Origin of the sequence: Paenibacillus farraposensis, assembly GCF_020736845.1 — a bacterium.
Taxonomy (GTDB): Bacteria; Bacillota; Bacilli; order Paenibacillales; family Paenibacillaceae; genus Paenibacillus; species Paenibacillus farraposensis.
The window spans coordinates 1-15,188 of sequence record NZ_JAFFQR010000019.1; the positions used below are offsets into that span (position 1 = coordinate 1).

10 protein-coding genes and 4 pseudogenes are annotated in these 15,188 nt (G+C 42.6%); 5 read left to right on the forward strand and 9 right to left on the reverse strand.

Annotation, left to right across the window (positions count from 1 at the left end; translation table 11 throughout):
- Positions 1 to 702 precede the first annotated feature (702 nt).
- Positions 703 to 1,596, reverse strand: a complete 894-nt coding sequence (locus JO375_RS04335; protein WP_229523308.1) for a TetR/AcrR family transcriptional regulator — start codon at positions 1,594 to 1,596, stop codon at positions 703 to 705.
- A 125-nt stretch (positions 1,597 to 1,721) separates the two neighbouring features.
- On the opposite strand from JO375_RS04335, the gene JO375_RS04340 reads away from it, so the two are divergent.
- The gene (locus JO375_RS04340; protein WP_222847804.1) at positions 1,722 to 2,300 is read left to right on the forward strand and encodes a hydrolase; all 579 of its coding nucleotides are present in this window, start codon (positions 1,722 to 1,724) and stop codon (positions 2,298 to 2,300) included.
- A 274-nt stretch (positions 2,301 to 2,574) separates the two neighbouring features.
- On the opposite strand, the pseudogene JO375_RS04345 reads toward JO375_RS04340, so the two are convergent.
- The 3 genes and pseudogenes from JO375_RS04345 to JO375_RS04355 all read right to left on the reverse strand — a co-directional run bounded on the left by JO375_RS04345 (position 2,575) and on the right by JO375_RS04355 (position 5,943).
- Positions 2,575 to 4,006 (reverse strand): annotated as a pseudogene (locus JO375_RS04345) (IS4 family transposase).
- 211 nt (positions 4,007 to 4,217) lie between these two features.
- Complete coding sequence (locus tag JO375_RS04350) at positions 4,218 to 5,234, reverse strand: NAD-dependent epimerase/dehydratase family protein (protein WP_229523309.1); 1,017 nt, start codon at positions 5,232 to 5,234, stop codon at positions 4,218 to 4,220.
- Between the two features lie 127 nt (positions 5,235 to 5,361).
- Positions 5,362 to 5,943 carry a Crp/Fnr family transcriptional regulator gene (locus tag JO375_RS04355; RefSeq protein WP_229523310.1) on the reverse strand — a complete coding sequence of 194 codons (582 nt, stop codon included), beginning with the start codon at positions 5,941 to 5,943 and terminating at the stop codon, positions 5,362 to 5,364.
- Between the two features lie 325 nt (positions 5,944 to 6,268).
- On the opposite strand from JO375_RS04355, the pseudogene JO375_RS04360 reads away from it, so the two are divergent.
- Positions 6,269 to 6,760 (forward strand): annotated as a pseudogene (locus tag JO375_RS04360) (DUF4158 domain-containing protein); the annotation flags it as partial.
- A gap of 382 nt (positions 6,761 to 7,142) precedes the next feature.
- Positions 7,143 to 7,433 carry a GNAT family N-acetyltransferase gene (locus tag JO375_RS24710; protein WP_322098697.1) on the forward strand — a complete coding sequence of 97 codons (291 nt, stop codon included), beginning with the start codon at positions 7,143 to 7,145 and terminating at the stop codon, positions 7,431 to 7,433.
- A gap of 572 nt (positions 7,434 to 8,005) precedes the next feature.
- On the opposite strand, the pseudogene JO375_RS04370 reads toward JO375_RS24710, so the two are convergent.
- Positions 8,006 to 9,190: pseudogene (locus JO375_RS04370) on the reverse strand (glycoside hydrolase family 1 protein); the annotation flags it as partial.
- Here JO375_RS04370 and JO375_RS04375 point away from each other — a divergent pair.
- Positions 9,186 to 10,538, forward strand: a pseudogene (locus JO375_RS04375) (Tn3 family transposase); the annotation flags it as partial. The pseudogenes JO375_RS04370 and JO375_RS04375 overlap by 5 nt on opposite strands.
- Positions 10,539 to 10,672: 134 nt before the next feature.
- Positions 10,673 to 10,933, forward strand: a complete 261-nt coding sequence (locus JO375_RS04380; protein ID WP_229523311.1) for a site-specific integrase — start codon at positions 10,673 to 10,675, stop codon at positions 10,931 to 10,933.
- A gap of 111 nt (positions 10,934 to 11,044) precedes the next feature.
- Here the strand turns inward: JO375_RS04380 and JO375_RS04385 are convergent, their stop codons facing one another.
- The 4 genes from JO375_RS04385 to JO375_RS04400 form a co-directional block, all read right to left on the reverse strand.
- Positions 11,045 to 11,926: a carbohydrate ABC transporter permease gene (locus JO375_RS04385; protein WP_229523312.1), complete on the reverse strand. Its 882-nt coding sequence runs from the start codon at positions 11,924 to 11,926 to the stop codon at positions 11,045 to 11,047.
- Positions 11,927 to 11,981: 55 nt separating this feature from the next.
- On the reverse strand, positions 11,982 to 12,863 hold the full coding sequence (locus JO375_RS04390; protein WP_229523313.1) for a carbohydrate ABC transporter permease: 882 nt from the start codon (positions 12,861 to 12,863) through the stop codon (positions 11,982 to 11,984).
- Between the two features lie 26 nt (positions 12,864 to 12,889).
- Positions 12,890 to 14,233: an extracellular solute-binding protein gene (locus JO375_RS04395; RefSeq protein ID WP_229523314.1), complete on the reverse strand. Its 1,344-nt coding sequence runs from the start codon at positions 14,231 to 14,233 to the stop codon at positions 12,890 to 12,892.
- Positions 14,234 to 14,386: 153 nt separating this feature from the next.
- Complete coding sequence (locus tag JO375_RS04400; RefSeq protein WP_229523315.1) at positions 14,387 to 15,187, reverse strand: response regulator; 801 nt, start codon at positions 15,185 to 15,187, stop codon at positions 14,387 to 14,389.
- Between the last annotated feature and the right edge of the window lies 1 nt (position 15,188).

Genomic DNA, 15,188 nt, shown 5'->3' on the forward strand with positions numbered 1-15,188 from the left:
TTGGGCCGGATAAATAATATATCATACTTTGGCGATTCATACTACTGGTAAATAATAACTCATAGATGATCTTTTGAATTTTTGAACCATTACATCACAGCCTATCTTACGGCCAGATGAATAATATATCATTTAGGTTTGCTGATTACTACATGTAAGTTATACCAATTGATAAGTGACTTATCAAAATCATTTCTTTTACTATACTCCTCATACTTTCGAATTTTTTCTTCATTAATACGTACTGTTAATCTTTGGCCAAATCTACTGCAGCCGAAAGATGCTTTTTATGTACAGCAGTTAGGATTTTATGATGTTTTTGGTAGCTTCAGTTCCAAAAGCTGTGATTAATATTGAAACGTTCCAATAATTATTTACGAACATTTTGGAACTTAAAATAGACTAATTTAGAACCGTTCCTAAAAGTATGCTTTTAGGAACGCCGCATTTCTCAATAATTGAAACAAATTCAATACACAACAATAAGCAGCTCCTGCAGATGCAGGAGCTGCTTTTCTGTTAGCATTGTTAGGTAAAAATAAAGTTTTAGACTGACACTGTTGTCATTCAACTAACGTTTTCCGTAGCAGAATGCTCGCTAACCGTAACAACATTAGACGTACCTTTTTCGTGTATTGTTCTCTCCACCCTAGAGTCCTCACTCTTGTCCCCGATGGGGTTAGATTTGATTTCACATAACAGCTATCTTCCCCTACCTGAATAAATAATATTCCTTAACTGGATGACCTGACTTTTAAGCTCTTTCTCTCTCTCCAAAAAGTAGAGCGAGGCTTGCAGCAACGGGAAGTTCGGTTCCGCTTTACGAGTTTCATTCTGGATAAAACGGTAAACCTCTTTCAACTCCGAACGATGTTTTGCGCCGGATGGAAGAACATTAAGGGCCGAATCCATCTCTCGAAACAGCTCGGTAAGGAACTGCTCTCTCTCCCCTTGGCGGTCCTCGAGCCCCCAGCTTAAATACCTCTCGAACGAAGCCTGTTTCAACAGAGGCTTCAGGTTAGAGGCCATCATATGCTTAACGAGCACATTGAGCTTATCCAAAATGAACCTTGCCGTTTCCTCAAGCGATAGAGACTTTTCTTCATAAACGATCCAAAATAAGTACTCCTTCAAAATCGCACGATAGATGGAAACCAAATCCCACAGGAACGGATAAATTTCTTCGCCATAAACCCGTGTCAAGCACTCTTTATGCCATCGGATGAGCCGCCCTCTAACCTTGTGTCTAAGCGGCTGGAACTTGGGATCCTGTTGGATGGGGAGCTCCGTGAATTCGACCAGAATATGCTTGTATTCCATAAAATAACGGAATCGCAGAATGATCTGCTGCAGAAACTGCTCTTCTGGCGAGAGTTCGGGAAAGCGTTTCAGTTCATCGACTTGATCAAAATAGGCGTTATGGCATTGATCAAACACCTCGCTGAAGAGGTCTTCCTTAGAAGGGAAATATTTATAGACTGATCCTTTGGCAATACCGCAATCCTCGGCAATATCCTGTATCGTCGTCGAAAGAAACCCATGTTCCTTAAAAAGCTTCATCGACGATTTTAAAACCTCTTCTTTTGTCACACTCATAAGAAAAATTTCCCCCTTGACTATTTATGAATGATAGTACAAAATACGAAACATGAAGTCAAATGACTATATGTTCGCGTAATTAAACATACGGTCAAATCGAAGAGATGAGGAGAACACACAGAATGGAACGATTATGGGATCCACAAAAAACAGCGTTGGTTGTTATTGACTTGCAAAAGTGGATAGGAAATCAATACGCCCCTTATTCTGCTGAGCAGGTAGTGTCTAACGCCGCAGCCTTGGCAGATACTTTCCGTGAGCAAGGCTCAATGGTTGCACTGGTCCGGGTATCTAGTAAAGATTTGAAGGATATCCCGCGTCCTAAGTTGGATTCGCCTGGACCACCCCTTAATCTGCCTGAAGGATGGGATCAAATCATCCCGGAAATGCGGGTCACCGAGACAGACCATATCATTACGAAGAAGCAATGGGGGGCTTTTTACGGAACGGAGCTCGACCTTCAGTTGCGCCGCCGGGGAATTGATACCATCGTCTTATGCGGCATCGCTACTGAGTTGGGCGTTGATACGACTGCGCGGGAAGCGTTTATGCATGGATATCAACTGATTTTGGCGATTGATGCGATGACTGGTTTTTCCGAAACCGGGCATGATTACGTAAAAAATTTCATTTTTCCACGCATCGGGCGTACCCGGACAACACAGGAAATCCTCTCTGCCCTTTCAGGCAACTGTTTATGATTGAAAAAATGACTTTCCCATTCCCCGTGTATTATTTGACCGAATACACGAAGAACGCCACAGCTTGAAACTCGCTTTGCGTTTGCTGGGAATCTCATCTGGCCATACTTAAAGGACGATTATGTGTTCTCAGGGTGCACATATTGGGGTACCGCCACATGCCCATCAAGCTAACAAAGTAAATTATTAGATACAAAATGATCCTTGTTTCAAAACTAGCAAGTGATAGAAAAGTAGGCATGCTAAAGAAGCCTATTAAAACGCGATTTTTTCGCTAGGCAGCTTGTCTATGCTTCACCGTCGTTTTATACACAATCCCTAGAATATCAAAGACGGTCATCTTCTTATATCTATAACATTTACGACCGTTCTTTTTAAGCAGCTGATAAAGGCGATGCAGAATTTTCAAAAGTTCCTCTGTTCCAACGGCTATCGCTTGAAACAGTAATGGAAAATAGTCTTTAATCATATAAATCGCTTTGTATTCACTCAGCTCCTGCTTTTTCTTTTCAAGCAGAAGCTGTCGCATTTGAAACATCGTAGAAGAACAGAGGAGAATGCCGATGAGTTGTCCATATAAATGGCACTCTAGGCGTTCTCTTTTAATATTTTTACATTCATCAATTTCAAAGAATGACTTCCACGTTTTAAACAAAATCTCAATCTGCCAACGAAGTGAATACAATGAATGCACGTAGTTCGTCGGTACTTCTTCTAGCGACGTGTTCGTGATATATACATTCATGCCCATTAAACGTTTACTTTTATCCTTCATGACAATGCCTTTTTTCTTTTCACGTATCGCCTGGTTTTTCAGGCGTGTTTGCGTTTGATCATCGGTTAAACGATGGATAATGACACGTGCTGACAGCTTATGATTTTGGCCAATGTATGCCTCGGGGATTTCCATCGTTTCACCAGGGATTAGACTAGACATCATTTGTATCATATCAAGCTGGATGTATTCTGTTTGCTTTTTTAACGTGCCATTGTTGAAGTATTCTGGCTCAGGGTTCTTGATATAAATGCGTGTATTCAGCTTCAACCGCGAGATATAGTAAGCCTCTTTATCATGAAAGGTTTGTAAGTCTCCTAAATCGAAGTAACCAAGATCACGTAAACACAAATCGCCCGCCTCTACGGTTTCAAGGCAGATGGTACCGTATGTTTTATCATTATTTTTTCCTGGTCCAAGCTGCACGTTAAGAAATTGACCACTAAGTAAATCATATTCCAATTTGGATTTTCACGCCTGCCGTATTACTACTCCCACCTGAACCTTGATAGTTAGTGGCGAAATGATCAGGCAGTTGAAACACCGTCGCATCTAAAATACGGATACGATTGAAAGTAGAGATCATGTGTACAGAAAGCGAGTGATTTGAACAGAGTTTTTGTGTGAGAAGAGAAGTAAAGACTTCTCGAAGAAATGCGACAGCCGCTGGATTAAAGCGTTGATTCAGTCCTTCTGAACTCATCAGTACCCCAGTGGAAGCCTCTAACTGACTGCACAATTGTGTAAGTGATGTGCTAGCTATTTCTTGACTGAGCCATACGCAAAGGGCAATGAGTTCGTTTGCTTGATACTTACTAGATCGCTGTACAAAGCCAACTTGTTTGGCGATATCTTGTAGGACTACTGGAGATAAAAAGTATTGTAGCTCTTGTGCGAAAAGAATCAGTTCATTTGAAATGATAGGATTCATCAAAAACGCCATTTTTTTATATATTTCTACAAAAAGAATAGCGTTTTTTTCGTTATATAGATACAAATTCGTCTTAACTTGATGGCGATGTGGTGGGACCCCATATAAAGTTTCTGGGACTGTTCACTTATGTGAGTTAGAAGTATGCCCAGAATTGGCGGTAAGTCTACTTGACCTTTATTTTATTGTCCAGTTAAGTGTAGCCGATTCATTATAAGGATTTTTTTCTTAGGCTAGCAAAAAACCGTTTAAAATACTCTTCTAATGCCACTTCACCCAACTTAGGCTTAAAATTCAAATCCTGTCTTGATGTAGTAAGGTCATAGTGTCTATTTATTCCACCATAATATAATTCTACTTGACTTCTAAGTAGTGATGGCTGAGTATTCTTTTCCTTTGCTTCAAATTCAAGTTTATCAGCTAAATTTAACAACTGTTCTTTAGTATATTTTTGTGGTATCTCAAGATTAGGAATAAATTTTTTTGCAATTTTAATGATATCATCTGAAGTTACAGGCTCTTCATTAGCCAAGATATATCTTGTACCCCTTACACCTTTTTCCGCTGCAGCAATCATACCTTTCACAACATCAGTTACATCTATTGGCGTCATTTCACTTATATAGTTAACTTTCATCTTTCCTAAAAGAATACTATCGAAGGCCAGTATGGTTGGAGTTTTCTTTAAAAACTCTCCACCAATCATTGCACCAGGAAGAACGCTAACCATATCCAAATCATATTTTTCTGCCAGCTCCCAAGCTGTTCTTTCAGCTCGTGCTTTTGAATCAAAGTATGCATTTCCATGACTGTTTTCAAGCCATGTAGTTTCATCAATTTTACCCTTTAAGTTTGTCTTGTCCAATGACAATGCTGCTACGGAGCTTACATATACTATTTTTCTTACATTTGCTTCTTTAGCAGCCTCCATTATATTTTGAGTTGCCTCAACATTAGGAATAATTATCTCTTTTTCAGGATCTTGTGCCCAATGTTTAAATACAGCAGCTACTTGATATAAGGTATTCACTCCATCAAGTGCTTTATGAAGTGAGTCTTTATCCCTCAAATCGGCGTAGACGATCTCACAATCAAGGCCTATAAATGGTTCTTTGTCATTTAAATCTCGTACACTTGCTCTAACAGTTTCTCCTCTTTTTAATAATTCCCTTACCAAGTTGTTACCCAAATGACCATTTGCACCTGTTACCAAGGAAATTTTCTTCATAAATAAATCCTCCTAAATCAGTGATTACACCAGTTATCATAATGCGATAATAGCCTGTTGTAATTGACATATGTAAATTGCAATAAAAAAACACCAAATACTTTTATTTGATGTTTCCTAAAAACGTTTATTCTATTTTCATACTTCTCTTAATTCTACTAAGTGAGCTTGCTCTAATTCCAATATAAGAAGCAATATATGATTGATTTATTCTACTTTCTAAAGAAGAATACTCTCTTTTAAACTCCATGTACCTTTCCAGTGCATCTTTCATAAGTAACGCCTGTTCTCGATTTAGCATACCAACAAGAATCTTCTGAATATAATTAGTGAATATAACCTTCATTTGATTAGTTTTCTTCATACCTTGGTCTATGGAATTATACGGAATAACTACGCAAATGCTGTCTTGCAGGCTTTCTACACTAAATCTAGCTTCTTCAACTCTTAATAAACCCTCTGCACAGGCAAATTCCGTTTCAGCTGCAAAACATTTTGTCACATCATTCCCTGCAGCATCTATATAATATCCTCTCATAATTCCTTTATGAATATAATACAGTGAAGAAACTCTTTGCCCCTGCCTTAAAACAATTGTACCCTTTGGTACCATCTTTATATCAGCTGTTGAATTAAATAAGTATTTTAAATCTTCTTCCAACTCCAGCTTCAAACCAGCTTCAATATAATCACTCGGCTTATTAAGCATAATTCCTCACCTCTCTAAACATATAAGGCATATCCTTTATCCACAATTTACTATTATAGCATTTAACCATATCAAGCAACATAATAGATTTACTTAAAATTCAATACAATCAACGATTAGCACTTATTGGGGTAGCAACACACATCCATCAACTTAAGAAATTGGCTGTTACCCAAAACGAAAAAATGAATTTAATTTTCATAAATAACTATCAAGAGATAAAAATTTCGTTTTGGGGGTACTTCAAAATATTAGCTTGATGGGCATGGGGTAGTACCAGCGAAGCTGATACCACCCGCAAAGTAGATGGAATGTTTTTCAATACGAAGCGCGTTTTCCCTTCCATAAATTTGAAGTTACCAAAGCGGTTATCAAATATATTGCGAAGCAGATTGAAGTGCAGCCGGAACTATACGCACAATATGATTGGGCCGGGCGATCCATCACGTACCACCGGCCCCAAATTAGGGACTTCTTCGGTTATCGTGAGGATACAGTACAAGATGCTGAAGATGTAACCGATTGGCTCTGTACTCATGAACTATTCCATGGTCATGATTTCGAATATTTAGTGGATACGGTATACAGACGGTTCCGAGAGATGAAGATTGTCCCGCCTACGCCAGATCGCATCGAGCGGCTGATAAAAACCTCCATTCGCACCTACGAAGGACAGTTTTTCCAGGCCACCCTTGAAAAGCTCCCAGTTGCTTCTTTAGCCAAGCTGGATGCACTCGTGGACCGCATTGCATTTCTTGATGATGAAGATCTAGAAGGGGCAAGGAGCTTCGATGTAATCCTTGTCAGAAGAAAATAATGTTTTAGACTGAAAAATAAAGTATTAGACCGGGAAAATAAAGTTGTAGACTGAGAAAATAAAGTCCTAGACTGTCGAGGGCATTAAACTAGCGGGTAGAATAAGTCCAATATGTGGTATTATTTAAATGGCAAAATCTACTTATGGAGGTCATAGGAATTGTCCAATCCAAATCTTATATTTCCTGAAATAGAGACAGACAGGTTGAAACTCGCCATTCTTACCTTAGACGACATTGAAGCCGTCTTTAAGCATTTTTCAGATGAGAATGTAACAAGATTTATGGATATAAGCCCATGCAGAGATAGAAACGAAGCTGAAGAAATCATAAGATTTCACATAGAAGATACGGGGTGTCGCTGGGGGATTTTTAGCAAGAGTGATGCCCAGTTTATCCGGAACTTGTGGCTTCCATTGCTGGTTTCAAGGTGAACAACCTAGAGCTGAAATTGGATTTGATTTAGCAAGAGGATATTGGGGAAAAGGAATTATGCAAGAAGCATTGAAGCCTGTAATAGATTTTGGCTTCAAATATATGAGGCTAGACATAATTGAAGCTACTGTCGAGCAAGAAAATGACAGATCAATAAACTTGCAACGAAAACTAAACTTTGAAAGAGAAACAGAATTAAGAGGCCAGTTGATCTATTATTTCTTACTTCGAGAACGTTAGGGATTATGCTAACGAGAAACGTTAGTTAAATGAAACAGCGACAGTCTAGGACTTTATTTTCTCGTCCTTTGCTGTCGCTGTTTCTATTTCTGAGGTCAGTCTAAAACTTATTTTATGGAGTCTGTCGGTATGAAATTCGAAAAGCCGCGTGGAATAAAGACATTCAGTCTAATACTTAATTTTCTGCTGACAATAGGCGAACTAAAAAAGATGAGACAAATCAATTAATCGAAGAAGATAGCGATCAAGCTGAAATGTCGGGAAAACGTCGATAATCTCCTCGTCTTCCTATTCACGAGTCGCCATTGAAATACTCGAGAAACCCAAGGTCTTTGAATGACCTGGGTTTCTCGAGTATTCCATTCAGGGGTTGTAATCATCCCTACACACACGACTTTCCAGTTGTTTTATTAATGTACCGTATCGATTTGTAACCACAAGCTTCTCTTTCTTCAATCAGCACCACGCCGATCCACTGTACCGATCAAACCAAAAAAGCCGCTAGAATAGCGACTTTCAAAGGGAATTGTTATTAATACTCGACATTTTCAGCAAACTCTTGCGATATAAACTTATTTTTCGAACAAACTTCCACCATTGCTCTTAATCACATCTTTGTACCAATAAAACGATTTTTTACGATAGCGTTCTAATGTTCCTGTGCCGTCATCATGACGATCCACATAGATAAAACCATATCGTTTTTTCAGTTGCGCCGTTGTTGCACTAACAAGGTCTATACAGCCCCAAGTTGTGTAGCCCATCAGCTCAACACCATCTTGAATCGCCTCAACCACTTGAATTAAATGCTGCTTGAGATAATCAATTCGATAATCATCTTCAACTGTTTTTTCTCCGTTTTTATCTGTAATCAATTGATCTATCGCACCTAATCCATTCTCCACAATAAACAATGGTTTCTGATAACGATCATACAAGACATTCATAATGTATCTCAAGCCTTGAGGATCGATTTGCCAGCCCCACTCGCTCGCTTTCAGATGTGGATTAGGTACGCCACCCATAAGGTTGCCTTCTCCCTTAATTTGCTTGGCTGGATCTGCAGTTTCACAGCTGCTCTGATAGTAACTGAATGAGATAAAATCAACAGTGTGTTTGAGGATCTCTTCATCTCCAGGTTCAAAGTGGATGTTTATTCCATTTTCTTTCAAGTACCGCTTGATATAGCTTGGGTAAGATCCGCGTGCATGTACATCAGCAAAAAACGTATTTTTATGGTCAGCATTCATAACTTGGATGACATCCTTAGGATCAGGAGTCAGTGGATAAATTGGCATTGCAATGACCATACAACCTATTTTGAAATCTGGATTGATTTCATGTCCAACTTTCACGGCCAGTGCACTTGCAACAAATTCGTGGTGAACTGCTTGATACAAATCTTGTTTACTCAGTTTTTCCTTCGGTGTGCTGATGCCGCCACTAATAAACGGCTGCTCCAAAATAGAGTTGATCTCATTAAATGTCAGCCAGTATTTAACTTTATTTTTGTATCTATTAAAAATAGTCCGGACATATCGCTCATAGAATCCAATCATCTTACGGTTAACCCAGCCATCATATTCTCTGGATAGGTGTAACGGAGTTTCATAATGAGAAATAGTAACCAAAGGCTCAATGCCATATTTGAGGCACTCGTCAAACAGATTATCGTAAAATTGAAGCCCTTTTTCGTTTGGCTCAAGCTCATCGCCCTTCGAGAATATTCTGGACCAAGCGATTGAAGTTCTAATCAGTGTTTTGCAAGCGTTGAGAGACAAGCTCCGCTGTAAGGAAATATGGGCGGTAGGTGCGAATCGATATCGGAACCCGGATGATGACCTCCCCACCGATTTTGAGGAACGTCGTGAGGAAAACTACAAGGCCTTAAAGCAACCATTGGACGCCGTTGACTTTATTGAGACGCTGAAGCAAGCGATGAAGGATGGATTGGAGAAGCTGGATCGCGGGCTTTCCAAAAACGAAAAAGTCCGGATTACTGAGAAAGGGAATGGTTGGATCAGTTTGTCACCTTTAGAGCCACAAACAGAACCCGTTAATTTATCCCACGTCAAGTCAGAGTTACAACGGCGGTGGCCCATGACGAGCCTACTGGATATCCTGAAGGAGACGGATCTCCGCGTCAGGTTCATCGAACAATTCAAGACGGTAGCTTCGCGAGAAACGTTAGATCGAGAAAGGCTACAAAAGAGACTTATCCTGGCTCTATACGGGCTTGGGACCAATATAGGATTGAAACGCGTGAGTGCTGGTGAGCATGGAGAAAGCTACAAAGACTTGCTCTATGTCCGGAGAAAATTCATCCATAAAGATAACCTTCGCAACGCCATTTCTGAAGTCGTTAATGCGATATTTCGCGTGCGGATGCAGGAAATTTGGGGCAACGCCACAACATCCTGTGCATCGGATTCCAAAAAATTCGGCGCGTGGGATCAAAACTTAATGACAGAATGGCATATTCGGTACCGTGGTCGTGGCGTGATGATTTATTGGCATGTTGAGAAACACTCGACCTGCATCTACTCGCAGCTCAAGCCATGTTCCTCGTCCGAGGTAGCTGCTATGATGGAAGGATTACTCCGGCATTGCACAGAGATGGAAGTCGAGAAGAATTACGTGGACTCCCATGGCCAGAGCGAGGTTGCATTCGCATTTTGCCACCTGTTAGGATACCATCTCATGCCGCGCCTTAAAGCTAGTCATTCACAAAAGCTGTATAGACCGGAACCAGGCATGACCGATGCTTATCAGAATTTACAGCCGGTACTGACTCGTCCGATCAATTGGGAGCTGATTCGGCAGCTGTACGACCAAATGATGAAGTATGCTACTGCTTTACGCCTGGGTACCGCTGAAACGGAAGCCATCTTGAAGCGTTTTACACGCAATAATTTAAAACATCCAACCTATCAAGATTTGGGCGAACTTGGCAAAGCAGTCAAGACGATATTCCTATGTGATTATCTTCATTCAGAGGATCTGCGCAAGGAGATCAATTCAGGCTTGAATGTTGTGGAGAACTGGAACTCGGCAAACAGTTTCATTTTTTACGGAAAAGGCGGAAAAATTGCTACCAACCGGTTATAGGACCAGGAGATGGCCGTACTGTCGCTTCACCTGGATCGGATTGTACCATTCCCTCATTCGTTCAAGGAAATGTTGGCCATGCATGCTGATTCCATGAAAAAGAAGCAAGCGGTGTACCTTTTCGAATCATCATGGAAGAAGAATATACTGATCGGGGAATCCGCAAAATCCTAGCCAAATATTCGGAAGTTGCCGGCATGACTCAAAATCTGTCTCCACACAAGTTGCGACATTTTCTCTTAACCTGGCTAAAAAAACAAGGCATTGATGATGCGCTCATACAACCGTATTCAGGTCATGAAAGCCGGAAGTCTTTAGAAGTCTATTCCAAGCTTGCAATTACTGATGCTCAGGAGGAATACAACGAGGTTATCAATAGATTCCCCATTTAATAACATCTACTTTGCGGGTGGAGTCAGCTTCGCTGGTACTACCCCAAATTAAAGCTCTATCACTATTAGAATCACCTGAACTAAACTTTAACAAGTATGAATTCGTTCGGGTTACCCCTTAACCGACCCGGCTGCAATCCCTTCTACAATCCGGTCACTCATGATGAGGAACACAAGCAAAATGGGCAAAATGCTGATCATCAGCGTAGCTCCGATCGCTCCCCAGTCGGTCGTATATTGTCCAATAAAGTTCTGGACGCCAACGGTCAGTGTTTTGTTTTCGTCCGAGCTGATGAACGTATTGACGAAAATAAACTCATTCCAGTTATAGATCATGTTAATAATGGATGTCGTCGCCATAACCGGAGTCGTCATGGGCAGCACAATCCGGAAAAACATCCGGTTGACAGTGCAGCCGTCCATAACAGCCGCTTCTTCCACTTCACGGGGCAAGGCGTAATAGAATCCCAGCAGGATCATCATCGTTGTGGGCAGGTTAAAAGCGACATACGACAGGATGATGGACAGCGGCGTGTCTGTCAGATGCAGCTTAAGGAACATACTGAACAGCGGAATCAAGGTTGCATGGACCGGAATCATGAGTCCGACCATAAAGAGTCCAAGGACCACCCGGCTGCCTTTCCAGCGCATACGTGTAATGGCAAACGTCACAAAGCTGGCCAGCAGCACCGTCAGCGCCACGGATATTACGGTAATCCATGCACTATTAAAAAAATACCGCCCGATATTGCCGCTGGTCCACACATTCACATAGTTTTCCCAATGCGGCTGGGACGGGAGTGCAAACGGCGGAAGGTTAAACACTTCCTGATTATTTTTAAGCGAGAAAAGCATCAGCCACAGCAGCGGTAAAAGCTGTGTCACCGCCAGGATGATCAAAAGTATATACAAAGCGGTATAGCCGGCCCGAGTTAACAGTCTGCTGCGGGTAGCGACTCCAAGCGGATAGCTGGCGGCTGCCTGGGTTTTCATGTATGTACCTCCCCCTTCCTGTCTTTGTTGTCGATTATTTATTCGCATGACCCTATTATGAATATTCGATCGTGTCACCGGAAGCGGTAGCCTTGCGAATCAGCCATGTAGCGACCAGGCAGATGAACAGCAGGGCAAAGGCTGTAGCGCTGCCATATCCGAAATCAAAGCTGCGGAACGCCTGGTGGTACATGTAAGAAGCCATCACTTCACTGGCTCCATTTGGCCCACCGTCCGTCATGACGTAAATCAGGTCAAAATATTTGAGCGAGCCGACAATGGACAACACGATCGTTACGTTAATCACCTCGCGCAGCAGGGGCAATTTGATACGAGTTGCAATCTGCCAGGCACTGGCCCCGTCGATCCGGGCAGCTTCTACCAGCGTTTCGGGAATGTTTTTCAGCCCAGCGTAATAGATCAGAATATAAAAACCTGCATATTGCCAAATAATCGGGATGAACAGGGCAGGCAGCACCAAAGACGGTTGTGCCAGCCATTCAGGCGGATTGTGAACTCCAACCGACACCAGCAAGGCATTCAGCACGCCGTTCGTCGGATGATACATTTTGAGCCACAATTGCGCGATAGCTACAGAAGACAGCAGCATGGGAATCAGATAAATTTTCCGCAGCAGATTCGCTCCCTTGATTTTTCCTGACAAAATCATCGCAATGGCCAGATAACCGATCAGACTGACGCCCGAAAACAAGGCCAGCAGTAGCGAATGCCAGGCACTTTGCCAGAACGCCGTGTCTGTGAACAAATGCTGATAGTTGCCCAGCCCGACAAAAGCCATGGGGCCGATTCCATTCCACTGATTCAGGCCGTAATAGCCGGTCAGCACTATGGGTACATAAATCACAGCGAGCAGCAACAGCAGGGAAGGCAGCACATATAGAGCGATGACAAGCTTATTGGACATGACCTTTTCCACGGCCGGACCTCCTTGCGTGATCAATTTTAATTTCCCTTTTCAATGGCAGCCTTATGCTGATCGGCAAATTGTTGCGGTGTCACCGCTTTGCCAAACAACGCCTGAATCATATTCAAATGTACCTGCGCCGCACTCGGCTTCATCTGTACATCGGCGAATAATGTAATGCTGCTGGCTTGATTTAGCCCATTCAGCAAGTCGACATACAACTTGGGCAGGTTTCCTTTGGAGGTGTCCACTTTCGTCGCCGGAATAACTCCCGCCTGCGTTACCGATTGCTCACCCCACTTAACGACAAAATATTCAACAAAAGCTTTGGCCTCTTCTTTAAGCTTGGAATTCTCCGATACGAACAAGCCTACTCCCGGCCCTCCTACCCAGCCGTTTACGTTGCCCTTGCCGCCTGCAACCATCGGAAATTTAAAAAAGCCAATTTGATCTTTAAATGCTTGCGGGATTGCAGGGTTGGTCGTAAAATTCGGCAATTCCCAAGTACCCATTAAATACATAGCCGCCTTGGCGTTCATAAACTCGGATTTTCCTTCGTCATTGGACAGGCCGTTAAATCCCTTGTTAAAAGCATTCATGTCCACGAGTGTCTGGATTTCGGAAGCCGCCTGAATCAAGCCAGGGTCATCGAAAGATCCTGAGCCATCAATCGCTTTTTTCAGCGTATCGTTACCCGCTATACGATCTGCCAGATACATGTACCAGAGCGAGCCAGTCCAGCGATCTTTATTGCCCAGTGCAATTGGTGCGACACCATGATCCGTAAGTGTTTTCACAATTTGCTTCAATTCGTCATATGTCGCGGGCACTTTCAGGTTGTATTTTTGGAATATGGCTTTGTTGTAGTAGATGGGTGAAATGTTTAATTCGATGGGCAGCGCATACGTTTTTCCATTCAGCGCATAAGCTTCGGTCGTTCCTGGTACGAATTTGTTCTTCAGTCTGGAGCCATTCAACAGGTCATCCATCGGCGTAAATAATCCGCCCTTAACATAAGGCTCCATAAAGCCTGCTGCCCAGGTGATGCCGATATCGGGCAATTCATTGGAAGCCGACAGCACTTTGAGCTTGTTTTTATATTGTTCATTTTCCAGCACTTCCTGCTGAATAACGACATTCGGGTGATCCTTTTGGTATTGGGCTATAATCTGGCTCACAAGCTTGCTCTGTTGTGCCGAGCTTCCCTCTGGCCACAGGTGCATCATTTTGAGTGTAATCTTTCCCTCTTTTCCATCGGAACCATCCTGGCCATCCTTACCGGCGCCGCAGCCGGATAGCACCAGCATCAATGACAGCAGCAGGATCAACCCACCAACCCATTTTCGATGTGAGCGCTTACGTTCAAAATACTCGTTGGACATCGTTAGACCTCCATTGTTGTAATTGTATTTTTTGTAACCGTTATCATTCGTAAGTTTAGCACTTCTTTCCTGTCGCCAACAGGGTACGTTTATTGGGTATAATTCTACTTTTATTGGGTTGTGTACCGCAATGTGTTGTAACTGCCTATGCTGTCAATTAATAATTCCCGGCCCTTTACGCATCTGCTGCCTGTAGCGGCTGGGACTTATTCCCTCAGCTGTTTTGAACACTTTGATAAAATATTTATCGGTTCGGTAGCCTGAACGCTCTCCGATTTGTGCAATTGTAAGCTGGGTATGCAGCAAAAGCTCCTTGGCCCGTTGCATTCGCAGCCGGTGCAGATATTCGCTGAAGGACAAGCCGCTTTGCTGCTTGAACAAAACACTGAAATAGCTTGCATTCAGGTGTGAATGCGCGGCAGTCTGGGCCATCGTAATGGGTTCGTGAAGATGCTCAGCCATATAGTTGAAAGCACGCCGTACCGGTTCGCTAAGAGTAGCGGTTTGATGGTCAAGCTCTAACAGGACAGGGTCAGCCAGCTTTTCAAGCTTCTCGTACCGCTGCCATTCCGCTTCCAGCCGGAGCGCTTCGTCTACCGCATTCAGCAGTTCCTGCTTATCAATCGGCTTGAGCAAATAATTGACGGCTCCCAGACGGAGAGCCTGCTGGACATAATCAAACTCGGCATACCCCGAGATGACAATGATCGCTGGCCGATGTGAATCCCGTTCGAGAGAGCGGATTAAATCCAGTCCGCTGAATTCCGGCAACCGGACATCCGTAATGAGCAGATGGACGGTCTCCGCCCGCAGTGTATTTAAGGCTTCCAAGCCATTACCCGATGTCACAATCCGGTATTTCCCGGCTGCCCATTGCTCCAGTGTCTGGTGTATTCCCTGACGTGTTCGCTGCTCATCATCTACAATTACAATGGTTTTGGATGAAACACTCATT